Raw genomic sequence first — 17,170 nt, forward strand, 5'->3', positions numbered from 1 at the left:
CAATGAGCGCTGAAATGTTAAAGGCCACGAAGGTACGCATATATCCGACACCTGAACAGGCGGAATTTCTCAACCGCCAGTTCGGTGCTATGCGGTTCGTGTACAACAAGGCGTTGCATATCATCAGCTCACAGTACAAACGTCACGGCCTGAAGCTCAAAGCCAAGAAAGACCTTAAGCCGCTGTTGGCGGTGGCGAAAAAATCTCGCAAGTATCATTGGCTCAAGGATTTTGATTCGATTGCACTCCAGCAAGCGTGCATCAACCTTGATAAAGCCTTCCAGAACTTTTTTGACCCGAAGCTTCCCGCCCGTTACCCGAGGTTCAAGCGCAAACACGGTAAACAATCCAGCTACCACTGCACGAGTGTGAGTGCTGGCGAGAACTGGATAAAAGTGCCGAAGATGAAGCCGCTTAAGGCGCGGGTTCACCGTGAGCTGAACGGAAAGCTCAAGAGCGTAACGCTGTCGCGCTCGGTAACAGGGAAGTACTACGCCTCGCTGTTGGTTGAAGATGGCTTGCAAACACCGGCCCCATTGCATAGCGTTGATACCGTGCTGGGCGTTGATATGGGGCTAACCCATCTTGCTATCGACTCCGAAGGAAACAAGACGGCGAATCCCCGTTTCCTGAAACGCGCCCAATCTAACTTGCGACGCAAGCAGAAAGCCTTATCCCGTTGCCAGAAGGGCAGCAAAGGACGTACGAAAGCACGCTTGAAACTGGCTAAGGCGCATGAGCACCTGGCGAATGCCCGTGCGGATTTTCAGCACAACCTGTCCCGACAACTCATTGACGAAAACCAAGCGGTGGTGGTCGAGACATTGAAAGTGAAGAACCTGTTGAAGAACCGGAAGCTATCCAAGCACATCGCAGACGCAAGCTGGTCCGGCCTGATTCAGAAACTGGAATACAAAGCGAAGGAGCAGGGCAAACATCTGGTCAAAATCGACCAGTGGTTCGCCAGCTCCAAGACCTGCTCCTGCTGTGGGCACAAGGTAGACACCCTGCCGTTGTCGGTGCGTAACTGGTCGTGCCCTGCTTGTACAGCAGAGCTTGACCGCGACGTAAACGCCGCGATCAATATCCGCCAGCAGGGTGTTATCAAACTAAGAGCCGAAGGACTGTCGGTTCCTGCCAATGGAGGCTTGCGTAAATCCGGCCACGCGCCGGTTGCTGCCTGAGAATTTGGAAGCCTCGCCCGTTAGGGCGGGGAGCAGTCACTAAAGTGTTTTAATCCAACGTTCCTCGGTGATGAAGTTCCAGGCCCACGGGCTCCACTTCTCACTGAGGCCGTTACCCAGCGCCTCTTCTAATGCCATACCCTGATTACGCATCGCATCAACTTCTGCTTTGGTTGCTTTGATCATATTCACAAAGCGTTGGTAATCAGCGCGTGTTGCTTTAGGGCCATGGCCCGGAATGATGACCGTTTCATCGTTAATCTTACTGATCAGCGTTTCGACATTCTCGATGTAGCCATCAACGTCACCGCCACTCCCTAGGTCGATAAACGGAAAGCGCTCGTTGAAGAATAAATCGCCCGGGTGCAGCACGTTTGCTTGTTCAAACCAAACCGCAACATCTTCGCCGGTCAGTTCGTTGACTTTAGCACCGACCTTTTCAGCCATTTGTTGATATTGGTCGTCGATAAGCAGCACGCCATCGGGGCCGGGCAACAAAACAGATCAACGCAAGGTTTCAGAACGGTGAATCTTTTATGACAGTTTGAAGTTGTCACATATCTGTCACGCAAGCTTATTAATCTCACTCTCGTCAATTTAACACCGAAAATTAAAGGTCGGGAGAACTTAATGAAACTGCAAACCTTATTTAAAGCATCAGCTGTTGCAGCGGCACTCGCATTGGCTGGCTGTGGTGGCGATATCAATATCGATACCGGCGCTACGGTTGAACAACCAGATACTGGCTCAGGTGGTAATAATGGGGGCGATACGGGTGGTGACACGGGCGTTGAGCTACCGGGTGAAACCAGTGGTTCACTATCGTTAGCTACCTCTGAAGCGCTTGGCGAAGAAGTTCAGGTTCAGGTTCTTTCAGGACGCATTACAGCAGACACAACGTTAATCAACAGCCTTGAAGACGGCACCACGGTTATGTATGCCATTGACGGCCCAACTTTTGTAGGCGGCGACAAAACGGATTCAGCGGTACTGACGGTTGAGCCGGGTACGGTTATTTTCGGTCGCCAGGGCAACGATTATTTAGTCGTTAGCCGTGATTCGCAAATCATGGCAGAAGGTACTGCAGACGCGCCGATCATCATGACCTCTTCGCAGGATGTTCTGGGCGAAGAAACAGCACCGGGACAGTGGGGCGGCTTCATCATTTTAGGTAACGCGCCAAGCAATAAGTGTCCGGCGGACGGTTCAGATTGCGCGTTACAGGTTGAAGGTGCAGAAGAAGGCGCAGTATTTGGCGGTAGCGATGAGACCGACAACTCCGGCGTACTTCGTTACTTAGTGGTTAAACATGGTGGTTTTGAAATTGCCCCGGATAACGAATTAAACGGTATTACTTTTGGTGGCGTTGGTTCAGGCACTACTGTCGAGTACTTGCAAGTTCATGGTAACTCAGATGATGGCATCGAAATGTTTGGTGGTAACGTCGACTTTAAACACGTCGTGTTAACCGGTATGCAAGATGACAGCATCGACTGGGATAACGGTTATCGCGGTCGCATGCAGTTTGTATATGTGGAGCATGATAAAAACGGTGGCGACGCAAACCGTGGTATCGAAGCAGATAACGACGGCTCTAATCCTGCTGCTGAACCGATGTCTAACCCTATTCTTGCTAACCTGACCATCGTCGGTAATAACTTCCAGGGTGAAGACTCGTCAGAGGGTATATACCTACGTGAAGGTACCGGTGCACAGTTTTACAACGTGGTTGTAACCGGGCCATCAGAAATGGGTGAATGCTTTGAAGTCGAGGGCAACCCGGTATCTCAGGGACACCTGGCTGACAATACCATCCGTATGGAAAACTCGGTATTTGCCTGTTCAAATGGCGAGAACTTTAAGTACGGCGACACGGACGTAAACCTGGAAGACTGGTTCTTAAACGACCAGGCGAACAACTTTATCAGTGAGTCAGTGATGCTATCTGCCAATGGCCAGCCAATGAGCGGCTCGCCCCTATTAGGCGCAGGTCAGGACGTGTCGAATACGGTTGACGGTAGCTTCTTTGAAGCGGTCGACTTTATCGGTGCTGTCGGCGGTGACGACGATTGGCGTCAGGGCTGGGCATTTGGTTTCGGCGGCGGTGAAGTGACTGCCGGTGGTTCAGAAGCGCCCGTAGCAGGCTGCCCTGCAGGCACTGAAGCCATCACGCCGATTGATGGTTCAACGACAACCTGTGAATTAGAAGGTCGTTACACGGATGACCTGACATTAACCGCAGGCAATTTCTACGCACTGACTGGTCCGGTATTTGTCGGCGGCGATAACGTTGACTCTGCAACATTAACTATTGAACCTGGTGTTACGGTCTACGGCCGCACGGGTAATGATTACCTGGTCATCAGCCGTGGTTCACAAATCGACGCACAAGGTACTGCAGAGGAGCCTATCTCATTAACCTCCTCAATTGATGTAGAAAGCGGCGAAGGTATGCCGGGGCAATGGGGCGGTTTGATTGTATTGGGTAATGCACCGAGCAACAAATGTCCGTCAGATGGGTCTGACTGTGCGCTGCAAGTTGAAGGTGCTGAAGAAGGCGCGGTGTTTGGTGGTACAGATGCCGCTGATAGCTCGGGTACTTTGCGTTACGTGCGTGTCTTGAACGGTGGCTTCGAAATTGCACCTGACAACGAATTAAACGGTATCACTTTTGGCGGTGTCGGTTCAGGTACCACTGTTGAATATATCCAAGTGCATAACAACTCGGATGACGGTATCGAAATGTTCGGCGGTAACGTTAACTTCAAGTATGTCGTGCTGACCAACATGCAGGACGACAGCATCGATTGGGATAACGGTTATCAGGGTAAATTGCAATATGTACTGGTACGCCAGAATCCGGACAACTCAGACGCGAACCGTGGTATCGAAGCCGACAACGATGGTTCTAACCCAGCAGCTGAACCTATGTCGAGCCCGACACTGGCCAACCTGACCATCATCGGAAACACCTTTGCCGGCGAGGATTCATCTGAGGGTATCTACCTGCGTGAAGGTACTCAGGCGACTTTCTACAACACCATCGTATCAGGCCCTGCCGGTATGGGAGAGTGTTTAGAAGTTGAGAGCAACCCGGTCAGCCAGGGTCACTTACAGGATGGCGGCATCAGCATGACGCACTCGGTCATGGCATGTGATAACGGCGAAAACTTCAAGTTTGGCACGTCTGACGTAGACCTTGAACAATGGTTCCTGGGCCAGCAAGGCAACAGTGTTGTGACAGCCGCTGAAGCATTGGACGGCATCTTTACCGCAACGGATGCGGCAGCTGCTGACTTAAGTGGCGACACCTTCTTTGACAACGCAGACTTTGTTGGCGCAGTTAGCGCAGATAATGACTGGACTGCAGGCTGGACCGTAGGTCTGGAATAACACCGCACCCTAAACCGTGGGCACGCAAAGGATTGTGTGCCCCGGTTTTCACTGTATAAAAGAGGTAGTTACTATCATGCGAGCCAAACAATTTCCTCTGGCGAGCCTTACTCTTGCGGTTTTAACGGGCTTGTCATCGCAAAGTGCGTATGCATTACAAGAACAGCAGGAGCAATCTGTTACTGAGCGATCTGTTACTGAACAATCCGCTACGGAACAACAGGCCTCACCCGAAACGGTTATCGAAGAAGTTGTAACCACGGGTACCCGATTACAAGGCAGTGCTGCGGCGGTAGTGCAGGAACGCAAAGAGCAAGCGTTTGTTGCTGACATCATGGGTGCTGAGCAGATTTCCCGTACTGGTGACAGCGATGCGGCAGCTGCGCTTCGTCGGGTAACGGGCTTAACGCTGGTGGACGGCAAATTCATTTATGTGCGTGGTTTGGGTGAACGGTACTCAAGTACCCAGCTAAATGGTATGTCGGTTCCTAGTCCTGATCCTACCCGCGCGGTAATCCCACTGGATTTATTCCCGGCCGACATCATCGAAAGCCTGGCCGTGCAAAAATCCTATTCTGCATCTATGCCCGCCAACTTTGGTGGTGGTAATGTTGATATCCGCTTGAAATCAGCGCCCAGCGAAGAAGTCTTTAACGCATCAGTCAAAGTGGGTGGAAACAGCGAAAACTTTGACGACGCCTACTGGTATGACGGCGGTAGTAACTGGAACGGCAAAGACGATGGAACCCGTGCTGCGCCACAAATGCTACAGAACCTGTGGGATCAACGCACGTTCCTGGATGATATTTCGTTAGAGCAAAACCGCGATGTTGCGTTGGCGTTAAATAGCGATTATGACCCTAGCCTACAAACAATTGACCCGGATTACGGTCTGGACCTGACCTACGGCAATCGTTATGACATCGATGACAAATGGGCTATTGGCTTTTTAGCGACAGCTGCGTATGACAACGAATGGGAAGTGTCGGAGCAATACTTAGGTGAAGACTGGAGTCTTAACCCGGATGGCACTTATACGATTTTGCGCGGCTGGGATGATGTTGAGTCGACCGAACAGCAGGTAACCTGGTCCGGAATGTTTACCGCGGGTATTAATTACGGTAGTAACCATAAAGTCGATTTTAGCCATGTTATTTTAAATGACACCGAAGATCAGTTCCGTGAAAAGCTCGGTAACAGTAACAATATTAACTTTGGTTCTGACCAGCGTATCCGTTCATACGATGTGACCTATCAGGAGCGTCGTATGGTGGCGAATCAAGTTAAAGGCATGCATACCTTTACCGACTGGAACTTCTTAGGCGTTGACTGGAAATACTCGAAGTCACGCTCAAGCCGTTATGCACCGGGCAATATCGAAACCCGTTTCATTTTGACGGATCGCAACGATGACGGAACCTTCGATCGCGAAAACGAGAGTGTTTTAACCAATGCGACAACGGCTGCACGTTACAACTTTCAGGATTTGAATGACCAGGTCGAAAACTGGGGCGGGAATGTAACGCTGCCGATTATGTTAGACAGCTGGGATATTACCCTGAAGGCGGGCGCTGACTTTGTACAGAAAACGCGCTACGCAACCAACCGTCGTTTTGATATCAACACCCGTGCATTCAGTGACTCAAGCGTGCTGGAAGGCTATCAGCTAGGCGAAATCCTCAACGACAACGTCATTGCGGATGCGGAGTTGGGCTTTTTGCCGATTCTTAACGACACGACGGTTGCGGGGGATGACTATATCTCTGCTCAGGCGATTGACGCGTACTATTTTGAAGGTGATTTTTTCTTTGATGAAAAATGGCGGGTTACTGCCGGTGTTCGTTGGGAAGATTTTCGTCAGGTAGTGGTACCGTTAATTCCGCAGTCGGGCGAAATAGACCTGCCGACAAGCCCTGATGCACAGGACTTAGTGGATCTGGCGTTCCAGGAAGATGATTTGTACCCGTCACTGGCGCTGACTTACTTTTTGACTGACGAGCAACAACTACGGTTTAGCTACGGTAAAACCGTGGTGCGTCCGGATCTGCGTGAAGTGTCCAGTTCAACCTACCTGGATCCACTGACGTTGTTCCCGGTAGGTGGTACTCCAGGTTTGGAAACAACCGATATCAATAACTTTGATGCGCGTTGGGAATGGTACCAGGACAATGGAGATACCTTATCAGTCGGATTTTTCTATAAAGACATGACAAACCCGATTGAATCGGTACAGTCACCGTCGCAGGATGGTCCGCCGCTGGTGCGTATTGCCAACGCTGAGACCGGCGAAGTGTACGGTACTGAAGTGGAATGGCTGAAGAGCTTAAGTAATAACTTCTTTGTCTCGGGTAACGTTACGTTAAGCGATTCAAGCATTACGCTGGACACCCAAAACATCGTTGAGCAAACCGGTGTATCAACCTCAATCACCAATACAGAGCGGCGCTTAACGGGTCATTCAGAGTGGGTGGTGAATACGCAGTTAGGCTTCGATTCAGATGACGGCATGCACTCGGCGTCGTTAGTGTATAACGTATTCGGTGACCGTATTATCATTCCGGGTATCGATGGCCGTGGCGATTCGTTTGAGCAACCCTTCCATTCACTGGATGCGGTGTACAGCTATTATCCAGACTTTAACTCGCAAATTACCCTCAAAGTTCAGAACATGTTGAACCAGGATAAAGAGATTGAGTTTGATAATACGCTGTTGCGTTCAGAGACACGTGGAGTAAGTTTCTCGCTTACTTATAAACGTGAGTTCTAGCTCTCAGACTCTGCGATGATGATAAAGGCGCCTTGTTAGGCGCCTTTTTGATGTTCGCTGGGATCTTTCAGGTGAATTTCCAACGGCTTGCTGGTATCCAGGTGAATATCGCGTTGCGGGAAGGCAATGACAATATTGTGCTCGGCAAACAGCGCATTGATTTTAAACCGTACATCGGATTGCACCCGGCGGATATCCATGGGTTGGTGCACACTGGTCCAGAAAAATAGGTTAAACGTCAGTGCGTTATCTCCAAACTCTTCAAAGAAGACCTCAACCGGATAGTCCTTAGATACCTTTTCGTGCTCTTCGACTGACTGCTGCATTAAGTCTCTGACTTTCTCGACCGGCGAGCCATAGGCAACGCCGACTGAGACTACCGAGCGAATATCCGCTGATACCAGGGTCCAGTTAACCACCCGTTGCTCGAGAAAGTAGCTATTCGGCACTAACACATGCACGCCGTCGTAGCGACGAATACGCACACAGCGATTACCAATCTCTTCGACTCGGCCGCGCTCCTTTTCCAGTTCGACAATGTCGCCAATACGAATGGGGCGTTCGGCAATTAGAATGATGCCGGAGATCAAATTGTTTAGCAGGTTCTGTGCACCAAAGCCGACACCAATGGCTAAGGCGCCACCGAGTACTGCGAATATGGTTATCGGAATACCGGCAATGGGTAGCGCAATTAATACGATCATGGCGTATGCGAAAAAGGAAATCAGCCGGCGAAACGCGTACACGGTATTCTCCGATGCGCCACTGGAACGCAGCGCGCGTTTAACCAGGTGAGCCCCTAACCAACGCACAATCACAAAGCCAATAATGATCAATACTAAGGCGATGATCACTTGCGACAAATAAATCGGTGTATCACCGGCTTTGTAGAGCTCGGTTTGCCATAGTCCCGAAAGTTTGCCGGACAAATCCTGCCAGTTCATTTGCATGGTGATGTCCTAAACAGCAGCCGACGGACGCGCTTTTATGCGCTCGTACCAGTGTTTCAGGTGAGGGTGCGATTCATTAACGCGTAAGTTAACTACCTTACCGAAATCAACTGAACAAAACGCATTAATATCGGCTGCTGTCAGGCGTCCGCAGGCAATGTAGTCATGGTCTTTTAAATGGTTGTCTAAGAAGTCGAAGAACTTCATTGCCTGTTCAATGTTTGATTCGCCCCATTCTTTGATCGGATTCATGCGGTGCGCAAAATAATCAGTGGTGTGCTGAAAGCCCATGCCAATGGGCAGGAACAGATAGAAGTCGACCCAGCGAGTCCACTGCTCGATTATGGCCTTTTCGTTAGCATCGTTGCCCAATAGTTTTGGGCTGTCGGGATAGTGCTCTTCTTCAAAATAACGGCAAATCGCGGTGGTTTCGCTAATACAGGTGCCGTCGTCAAGCTCTAGTACCGGTACCTTGTTCATGGGGTTTTTAGCACTAAAATCGGTACTGAGGTTTTCACCTTTGGCAAGATCAATCTCGATGCAGGTAACCTCGTCCAGTAAGCCTTTTTCGGCCAGAAACATGCGCACCCGGCGTGGATTGGGCGCTTTCGCCATCTCATAGAGTTTCATTGAAGCTAACTCCCTGTTTATTTGAGTGTTAGCTTCAATTTACTCCGACTTTAATGAGATTGAAAGGTGCTTTTTAGGCTGTTGGCGAAGGCGACAAACTTTTCTTTCATGCTGCGTTTGACTTTAATTTCGACCGAACCCAGCACTTGGATCCCTTCGATACGTATATGTGGTGCCTGCTTCAGGTGACCCAGCGAGGGCGCTTTGTTTTCGGTAGATCCAAGTATATTGAACACATTGGTACTGAGCGTAACCTGTTCAGGTACATAGATTTCCAGACTGGACAGGCCACCGACGATTTTTACGGTAACGTCAGGCTGTCTAAAAATGGCATCGGTAAAGTCCAGTACGGCAGAGCCCAGCAACGAATAGATGGTGATTTGACTAGGAACCGTCCATACCCCGGTTCGCTCATTCGAGGACAAAATTGAAATGACGTTTTCGGTCGGTTCTACCCGGCCCTCACCATATTGCGGTGAAAACCGTTGCTCTTTCATGTTGTCGTAAGACGCGTCAGGCTTTAGTTCTAAGTCTTCGACCAGTACCGACAACTGCGCATGTTCGGTGGCATCCATAGCCTGATCTAAACGGCGCTCAAAGGCCTCGGCAGAAATGATGCCGTGACTGTAATTCATCACCAGCTGATCAATGGTTTGTTCCCGTACCTGCTCAATCGGGCGATCTTCAAATTTTACCGCCATGCTTGTTCCCCGTTGTAGATATATTGTTATTATTAGCCGGGTGGCGGATAAACGCAAAATAGCTTTTTATATATAAATCAAATGGATAACATGTTCTTACAATTGAACATAAATAGGTTATTTACCGCTTTGACTGATTGTTCGTGCCGAGCACTCCAGCAATAGTTGTTTTAAAACACAGCGACTTTTACTGTCGCAACAGCGAAAATCACTGGCAACCAGCTGACGCTTTTGCATTAAGCGCATTAGTTGCTGTGTGTCTATTTCAAGCCGAACGCGACTATGGGTTTGATTGCGCATTAATGGTCTCCTCGCGTAATCGTTCCAGGTGAAGATGCCGACAGGCTCTCTCCGCCAGCGTCTGATAACCGCGCAAGCGTATTTGGCATGCCCTGTTCGATGCTCTGCCAAGCCAGTCATCCAGCTGATGAAACAACTGGTGATACGTGGCAAGCGTGTCCGCATGCAGATGCAACCTGAATTGCACGCCCATCATGATCAAACTGGTTGTTACGTAGTTTTGCTGTCCGTTCGCGGCCAGCACGGGATCCTCGCTGACCTGCAGAGCTAATCTACGCGCCCGTAACAAGGTGGCCAGTGCTGCCTGTAATTGGTGCTGTTGCAATAGTGGAGTTGCTTCTGCAAAGCAAGTATGAAACTGGTGATTATGCGAAATTGCTGATGCCATTTTGTGACCCTATTGACTTAGTATCGTTATAGCGACATCCAAACGATAGTATAAATGAGAATTGTTCGCAACAAGCAGCGGTGTTTTTTGATACACTGCGGATAAATAAAAGTTACGGAGTAGAGCAGATGACCCAGGGTGTAGGTACGTTAACAGCAGAACAAGCGCTTAATAGCCTTGATGATATGACAGTGGACTTAGAGCCAATCCAATTATCCGAATATCAGGCTCGCATTAAAAAAGCGCAAGCGATTATGCAGGCAAATGGTATTGATGCCATGTATGTAAACGCGGGTACAAACTTAACTTATTTTACCGGATTGCAATGGTACGCCAGTGAGCGACTGGTCGGGGCGATTGTTCCGGCGCAGGGCGAGGTTACCCTGATTGCACCGGCTTTTGAAGTGGGCTCCCTAACACAGGCCATGGTGGTGCCTTTAAACACGTTATTGTGGGACGAACACGAGTCGCCCTACGATCACTTTGTACAGTTTTTACAGACTCAGGGGCTGACCGAAGGCAAGCTGGCGCTGGATGAATCCTGTTCCTACAGTATCATTGCCAATCTTGAAGAACGCTATCCGGCGGCAAAGATGGTGGATGCAAAAGTCATTACCGCAGCATGTCGTATGCAGAAATCTGAGGCGGAACTTGCACTAATACAACGTGCCATGGACATGACGCTGGCTGTGCACCGTGCCACCGCAGCCATGTTACATGAGGGTATTAGTGCCTCTGAAGTGCGTGCATTTATTGACGAAGCCCATCGCCGGGCGGGTGCCAGTGGTTCGTTCTTCTGCATCGTTTTATTTGGCCAGGGGACTAGTTACCCGCACGGAGTTAATTACGAGCAGCATCTACAGAAAAATGACTGGGTATTAATTGATACCGGCTGCAAGTTGCATGGCTATCACTCGGATATCACCCGAACTTATGCCTTTGGCGAAGCCACGCATGAACAAAAAACCTTTTGGCAATACGAACAACAATTGCAGTTAGCCGCCTTTAATGCGGCGGCTAATGGCCGTGCTTGCGAAGAAGTCGACGATGCCGTTCGCGACGAATTAGCCAACATTGGCTTAAAAGATAACTATCAATTACCCGGCGTGCCGCATCGTACCGGTCACGGCATTGGCATGGATTTGCACGAATGGCCTTATTTAGTTGGCGGAGATAAAACCTTATTAGCCCCGGGCATGTGTTTTAGCAACGAGCCCATGGTGATACAGCCGGATAAATTTGGCGTGCGTCTGGAAGACCATTTTTATATGAGCGAACAAGGCCCAGTCTGGTTTACTGAGCCGTCGCGGTCATTGGAAAACCCCTTTAATCTAGACGATTAGTGGCGGACTTGCTTTAAATTTTTTAGCGGCTATGATGGTGTCATCGGGTTTCGAGGACACCATGTTTAAGTATAACTATTCCATACAGAGTACCGCACTCACCTTTCCAAATTAAGCCGAACGCAGCCCCTGCGTTCGGCGCTTTTCTGTTGTGATTTTATAAAAATACTTCTTTCATTAGTTCGGTTGGAGAAAAGCCGTGCTTATGCGTTTGTTGAGGCCTTGTAGGGCTCTCTTATGTCCAATTAATCCTATTTTTAAAAATAGCGGACAGATGTTAGTCGACCCAATGGATTTAAGCCTGTTATTGAGTCGCTTGGAATATAGTCAGCAGCCTAGTTCCCGTTTGATCGGGCGTATTAGCGTAGGCTCAAGAGTAACAATACAACACTGTCGCTCTAAAGAGCGGCTCACGATAACGTTAGTGCCCCCCGAATTGGCGGATCCCGAAAACCAGCGAATTTCGTTCATTTCGGCTATGGGACTGGCTTTATTAGGTCTGCGCCCGGGAGCGGTGGCGATGACCCAACATGGACGAAAAACTGAATACTGGAATATTGTTGCGGTGAATCAGCAACGAATAATGCGAAAGAACTAAAAAAACAAGCCTTAAGGAGGGCAGAGCCTTGGAGTAACTGAGTTGTGCAATAGTCTTTGAGTTTAATTATTGAACAGATAAGGTGAATCCAATGAGTAAAGAAAAAGAGAAAAAGAAGCCACAAATGACGTTAAAAGAAAAACGAAAGCAAAAGAAAAAAAAGAAACTTTCTGATGAGTAACTAGTAAAGGGCTCTTCGGAGCCCTTTTTTAATGGAGAATAGACATGCAAACAAAACCAAAAATCATGATATCAACCTTTGACTTAGCAGTAATCGAACACTGTCTTGATGAATCGCGACTGCCGCGGGAATTACTCGATGAATTAGAAGCCGAGTTAGCGCGCGCTGAAGTCGTAACGCCTGCGGCCATGCCAGACCATGTAGCTCGTTTGAATAAACAAGTCACCTTTAAAGTGCTTGAAACAGGTAAAGTATTCACGAAAACGCTAACAGCGCCAGACCAGGTCGACAAATACGAAGATAGCTTATCGGTTTTTGCCCCGCTGGGGGCTGCGCTTATCGGTTTGTCTATTGGTCAAACGATTGAATGGCAAACAAATCGCGGTAAGCAGTCTGTTGAGGTTATTCACGTCTCTTGAATAATTACATATTTGGTTTACCATATATACGAAATATCAGATATATGGCGCTGAATATGACTTCAAAACAACCGACAAGCGTATTGTTTCTTTGCACTGCTAACTCAGCCCGATCATTAATGGCCGAGGCACTTTTTAGACAGTTTGCGGGCGATGACTTTAAGGTTGCCAGCGCGGGTACTGAGCCCATCAAGCCAGAGCCTGAAGCGTTGGCAGCATTAGACTCACTGGGGGTTGAGACCAGTGGTCTGCACTCAAAAGCACTTGCTGATATTGATTTCAATAGCTTCGATTACGTGATAAGCCTGTGTGATCGGGCCCGCACCGAGTGCCAGACCTTGTGTGGTGACCAGCACTTCATTGCCTGGGACTTCCCTGACCCAGTGACCAGTAAAAAAGCGGATGCGTTTAAGAAAACGGCGCATGAATTAAGCGAACGGATAAAGATGCTGTTGCTTATTTTACGCAAGAAAAGTGACCGTCCGCAGTTGTTTGATGCACCGCATGAGTTCTTCAAAATTCTCGCTGACCCGCTGCGTTTGCAAATGATTTTAATGCTGCAACACCATGGAGAGTTATGTGTTTGCCAGTTTGTCGATGCCACTGGTATGTCACAGCCCAAAGTATCGCGGCATTTGGCGCAGCTGCGCGAATACGGCTTGTTGGCCGATCGCAAAGATCAGCGCTGGGTTTACTATCGAATTAACCCGGCCCTACAGGACTGGATGGCGACTATCATTAAAACCACAGCGACTTACCACGCGTCGTTAATTCCTCAACAAATCAAGGATATCGATAATGGGTGTGTTTGAACGGTTTTTATCGGTTTGGGTCGCCCTGGCGATTATTGCCGGTACTTTACTGGGTAACTTGTTCCCACCAGTTTTCGAAGTGCTGTCAGGTATTGAGTTTGCGCAGGTTAACCTGATTATCGCGGTGTTGATATGGCTGATGATTTACCCGGTGATGGTGCAGGTCAACTTCGAGTCCATTACACAAATTGCTAAAGAGCCGAAAGGGCTTATTCTAACGGTCGCTATTAACTGGCTTATTAAGCCATTTACAATGGCTTTCGTGGGTTGGCTGTTTTTTAAAGGTGTATTTGCTGACTTTATTCAGCCGGAGACCGCTAACGAATATTTAGCCGGAGTCATTCTACTCGGTGTGGCGCCGTGTACGGCCATGGTTTTTATCTGGAGTCAGCTGACCAAAGGCGATGCCAGCTATACGCTGGTACAGGTGTCGGTCAACGACGTCATTATGATTTTTGCCTTTGCGCCCATTGCCGCACTGCTGCTGGGTATCACCGATATTATTGTGCCCTGGCAAACCTTGCTGATAAGTGTTGGCCTATACGTCGTGGCACCGCTTATTGCCGGGCTGTTAACGCGCCAATGGCTAAAGAGCAAAGCAACATCGCAGCAGCATAATGTCGATTCCGCACTACAAGCCTTTGATACACGCATGAAGCCCTGGTCCATTGTCGGCTTACTGCTCACCGTCGTGCTGTTATTTGGTTTTCAGGCAGAAGTGTTGCTAACTCGTCCTTTAGATATCGCCATGATAGCAACGCCGCTGCTTATTCAAACTTACGGCATTTTTGCTATCACCTTTATTATTGCATTACTGATTAAACTGCCACACCGCATTGCAGCACCCGCCTGCTTAATTGGTACCTCGAACTTTTTCGAACTAGCCGTAGCCGTCGCTATTTCATTATTTGGTTTGCAGTCCGGCGCCGCACTAGCCACGGTTGTTGGTGTACTGGTAGAAGTACCAGTGATGCTCTCTTTAGTCTGGTTCGCGAATAAGACGAAACACTGGTTTAAATCATGAATGCTAAAACCGTTTAGATATAGAAGGGGGAGTTTGTTGTCTTGTAAGCGTTATGAGTGTTGAAGCTCCTGTGGCGGAGTGTCGAAGGCCAAGGATGGCCTTCGTCAAGCGTTCATGGATGAACTCGTAGCGTCTCCGCCACAGGAGGTTCAATGCTCAAGCGAAACAAGACAGCAAACTCCCCCAAAGCCCTATAATGGGCAGGTAAGAGATACATAAGGAGTCTTTTATGACGATTAAAGTTGGAATTAACGGTTTGGGTCGTATTGGCCGTTTAGCCTTGCGCGCGGCTTGGGACAACCCTGAGCTGCAGGTTGTTCAGGTGAATGACCCGGGCGCTGATGCGGCAACCTTTGCGCATTTGCTGAATTTTGATTCGGTGCACGGTCGCTGGGGTTATGAAGCCGAAGGTGCGGGTAACTCGATTGAAATTGGTGGGGAGCGCATTGCTTTCTCTCAGCACAAAACCATTGGCGACAACGACTGGAGTGGTTGCGATGTGGTGCTGGAAGCCTCCGGCAAGATGAAAACCGTGAAGGTGCTCAACGATTACCTGTCACAAGGCGTAAAACGAGTTGTCGTATCAGCTCCGGTCAAAGAGCCCGGCGCTTTGAATATTGTGATGGGCGTTAATGACCACCTTTACGAGCCTGAAAAACATCAAATAGTCACTGCCGCGTCCTGCACCACTAATTGTCTGGCGCCGGTAGTCAAAGTTCTGCAGGACAAAATTGGTATTAAACACGCGTCAATTACCACTATTCACGATCTAACTAATACGCAAAGTATTCTGGACGCGCCACACAAAGACTTACGCCGAGCCCGTGCCTGCGGCATGAGCCTAATTCCGACGTCTACAGGTTCGGCAACGGCTATTGTCGAGATTTTCCCGGAGCTTAAGGACAAGATTGACGGCCATGCGGTTCGCGTACCCCTTGCCAATGCGTCGTTAACCGACTGTGTGTTCGAAGTCGAAAAGGCCACTTCAGTTGAAGAAATCAACGGCTGGATGAAAGAAGCCGCAGAAGGTGAGCTAAAAGGCATTCTGGGTTACGAAGAGCGCCCGTTAGTGTCGATAGATTACAAAACCGATCCGCGCTCCAGCATTGTCGATGCGCTGTCCACCAAGGTCATTAACGGTACCCACGTTAAGATCTATGCCTGGTATGACAACGAATGGGGTTATGCCAACCGCGCGGTTGAACTGGTCGAAAAGGTCGGATAATGCTGCGTCAGCTGTCGCCGGCAATACGCCAATATTTAATTGTTACCGGCAACTACTGGGCCTTTACCCTGACTGACGGCGCGCTGCGAATGCTGGTGGTGCTGCACTTCCATCAGTTGGGTTACAGTGCGCTGGAAGTAGCGATGTTGTTCCTGTTCTATGAGTTTTTTGGTGTAGTTACCAACCTGTTTGGTGGCTGGCTGGGGGCTCGGTGGGGACTCAACCGGACCATGAATATTGGGCTCGGTATACAAATTGTGGCACTGGCCATGCTGCTGGTGCCCAGCTCTATGCTCAGTGTTATTTGGGTGATGGCTGCTCAGGCGCTGTCCGGTATTGCCAAAGATCTCAATAAAATGAGCGCCAAAAGCACTATCAAGCTATTGGTGCCGGATGACAAACAGGCTCAACTCTACAAGTGGGTTGCTATACTCACCGGTTCAAAAAACACCTTAAAGGGCGTTGGCTTTTTCCTGGGCGGCCTGTTGCTTACGTTAATTGGCTTCCAGGGTGCGGTGCTCGCGATGGCGGTTATGCTCAGCCTAGTCTGGATAGCCAGTTTAATTTTTCTGAAAAAAGAATCGGGCAAAGCTAAGTTCAAGCCTAAATTCAAAGACATTTTATCTAAAAGTCGACCGATCAATATTCTATCGGGCGCGCGCTTTCTACTCTTTGGTGCCCGCGATGTCTGGTTTGTCGTCGCTTTACCGGTGTTCTTAGCCAGCCAACTGGACTGGAACCACTGGCAGGTCGGTAGCTTTTTAGCCTTGTGGGTTATTGGCTACGGGTTTGTTCAAAGCATAGCGCCTAAATTCACAAAAAGTAGCAAGGACGTGCCCAAAACTCAGGCGGTGGTCTGGAATGCGCTACTGACGCTTAGTCCACTGGCGCTCGGCCTGGCACTATGGCAGCACCTACCGATTGCCCAGAGTATAACTATTGGCTTAGGGCTGTTTGGCATTTTGTTTGCCATTAATTCATCCTTGCACAGTTATTTGATTGTTGCTTATTCACGCACTGATGGCGTATCGCTGGACGTTGGCTTCTACTATATGGCTAACGCAGCCGGTCGGTTATTAGGCACAATCTTATCCGGGTGGGTTTATCAACAATGGGGATTAACCGCGTGTCTAGTGATATCGACGCTGTTATTGCTACTATCCACAGTTGCAATTAGCTTTTTGCCACTGAGAAACTCTGTGGAAGACTGATTTTGAAACTTCTAAGCTGTTATTTTTTGCAGTAAATAATAGTT

Annotated in this window: 16 protein-coding genes; 10 read left to right on the top strand and 6 right to left on the bottom strand. The window is 49.0% G+C overall.

Going from position 1 to position 17,170, the window contains the following annotated elements:
* The first annotated feature begins 14 nt into the window (after positions 1–14).
* Entirely contained in the window at positions 15–1,184 is a 1,170-nt protein-coding gene (locus tag KZ771_RS00170; RefSeq protein ID WP_290654025.1) for an RNA-guided endonuclease TnpB family protein, read from the top strand.
* A gap of 39 nt (positions 1,185–1,223) precedes the next feature.
* Here the strand turns inward: KZ771_RS00170 and KZ771_RS00175 are convergent, their stop codons facing one another.
* Positions 1,224–1,682, bottom strand: coding sequence for a hypothetical protein (locus KZ771_RS00175; protein ID WP_290654026.1), 459 nt, complete (start codon positions 1,680–1,682; stop codon positions 1,224–1,226).
* A 132-nt stretch (positions 1,683–1,814) separates the two neighbouring features.
* On the opposite strand from KZ771_RS00175, the gene KZ771_RS00180 reads away from it, so the two are divergent.
* A complete protein-coding gene (locus tag KZ771_RS00180) occupies positions 1,815–4,577 on the top strand; it encodes a hypothetical protein (RefSeq protein WP_290654027.1) in 2,763 nt (920 codons plus the stop codon).
* 76 nt (positions 4,578–4,653) lie between these two features.
* On the top strand, positions 4,654–7,344 hold the full coding sequence (locus KZ771_RS00185) for a TonB-dependent receptor (protein ID WP_290573590.1): 2,691 nt from the start codon (positions 4,654–4,656) through the stop codon (positions 7,342–7,344).
* 35 nt (positions 7,345–7,379) lie between these two features.
* On the opposite strand, the gene KZ771_RS00190 is transcribed toward KZ771_RS00185, so the two are convergent.
* From KZ771_RS00190 to KZ771_RS00210, 5 genes are all read right to left on the bottom strand, one after another.
* Positions 7,380–8,294 carry a mechanosensitive ion channel domain-containing protein gene (locus KZ771_RS00190; protein ID WP_290654028.1) on the bottom strand — a complete coding sequence of 305 codons (915 nt, stop codon included), beginning with the start codon at positions 8,292–8,294 and terminating at the stop codon, positions 7,380–7,382.
* A 9-nt stretch (positions 8,295–8,303) separates the two neighbouring features.
* Complete coding sequence (locus KZ771_RS00195) at positions 8,304–8,924, bottom strand: glutathione S-transferase family protein (protein ID WP_290654029.1); 621 nt, start codon at positions 8,922–8,924, stop codon at positions 8,304–8,306.
* A 50-nt stretch (positions 8,925–8,974) separates the two neighbouring features.
* Positions 8,975–9,625, bottom strand: a complete 651-nt coding sequence (locus KZ771_RS00200; RefSeq protein WP_133538841.1) for a DUF1707 domain-containing protein — start codon at positions 9,623–9,625, stop codon at positions 8,975–8,977.
* 117 nt (positions 9,626–9,742) lie between these two features.
* Entirely contained in the window at positions 9,743–9,925 is a 183-nt protein-coding gene (locus KZ771_RS00205; protein WP_290573586.1) for a hypothetical protein, read from the bottom strand.
* Positions 9,906–10,313: a hypothetical protein gene (locus tag KZ771_RS00210; RefSeq protein ID WP_290654030.1), complete on the bottom strand. Its 408-nt coding sequence runs from the start codon at positions 10,311–10,313 to the stop codon at positions 9,906–9,908. The genes KZ771_RS00205 and KZ771_RS00210 overlap by 20 nt, the downstream gene beginning before the upstream one ends.
* Positions 10,314–10,441: 128 nt before the next feature.
* Between KZ771_RS00210 and KZ771_RS00215 the strand changes: the two genes are divergently transcribed.
* The 7 genes from KZ771_RS00215 to arsJ all read left to right on the top strand — a co-directional run bounded on the left by KZ771_RS00215 (position 10,442) and on the right by arsJ (position 17,126).
* On the top strand, positions 10,442–11,656 hold the full coding sequence (locus KZ771_RS00215) for a Xaa-Pro peptidase family protein (protein ID WP_290654031.1): 1,215 nt from the start codon (positions 10,442–10,444) through the stop codon (positions 11,654–11,656).
* Positions 11,657–11,930: 274 nt separating this feature from the next.
* Entirely contained in the window at positions 11,931–12,254 is a 324-nt protein-coding gene (locus KZ771_RS00220) for a GreA/GreB family elongation factor (RefSeq protein ID WP_290573583.1), read from the top strand.
* A gap of 225 nt (positions 12,255–12,479) precedes the next feature.
* Positions 12,480–12,854 carry a GreA/GreB family elongation factor gene (locus KZ771_RS00225; RefSeq protein WP_133538836.1) on the top strand — a complete coding sequence of 125 codons (375 nt, stop codon included), beginning with the start codon at positions 12,480–12,482 and terminating at the stop codon, positions 12,852–12,854.
* A gap of 56 nt (positions 12,855–12,910) precedes the next feature.
* Positions 12,911–13,666: a metalloregulator ArsR/SmtB family transcription factor gene (locus KZ771_RS00230; protein ID WP_290654032.1), complete on the top strand. Its 756-nt coding sequence runs from the start codon at positions 12,911–12,913 to the stop codon at positions 13,664–13,666.
* Positions 13,653–14,690, top strand: a complete 1,038-nt coding sequence (arsB, locus tag KZ771_RS00235; RefSeq protein ID WP_290569110.1) for an ACR3 family arsenite efflux transporter — start codon at positions 13,653–13,655, stop codon at positions 14,688–14,690. The genes KZ771_RS00230 and arsB overlap by 14 nt, the downstream gene beginning before the upstream one ends.
* Before the next feature lie 229 nt (positions 14,691–14,919).
* Positions 14,920–15,915: an ArsJ-associated glyceraldehyde-3-phosphate dehydrogenase gene (locus tag KZ771_RS00240; protein WP_290569112.1), complete on the top strand. Its 996-nt coding sequence runs from the start codon at positions 14,920–14,922 to the stop codon at positions 15,913–15,915.
* Positions 15,915–17,126 carry an organoarsenical effux MFS transporter ArsJ gene (gene arsJ, locus KZ771_RS00245; RefSeq protein ID WP_290569113.1) on the top strand — a complete coding sequence of 404 codons (1,212 nt, stop codon included), beginning with the start codon at positions 15,915–15,917 and terminating at the stop codon, positions 17,124–17,126. Before KZ771_RS00240 ends, arsJ begins: the two co-directional genes overlap by 1 nt.
* The last annotated feature ends 44 nt before the right edge of the window (positions 17,127–17,170 follow it).

Origin of the sequence: Idiomarina sp. (assembly GCF_019431395.1) — a bacterium.
Lineage (GTDB): Bacteria > Pseudomonadota > Gammaproteobacteria > Enterobacterales > Alteromonadaceae > Idiomarina.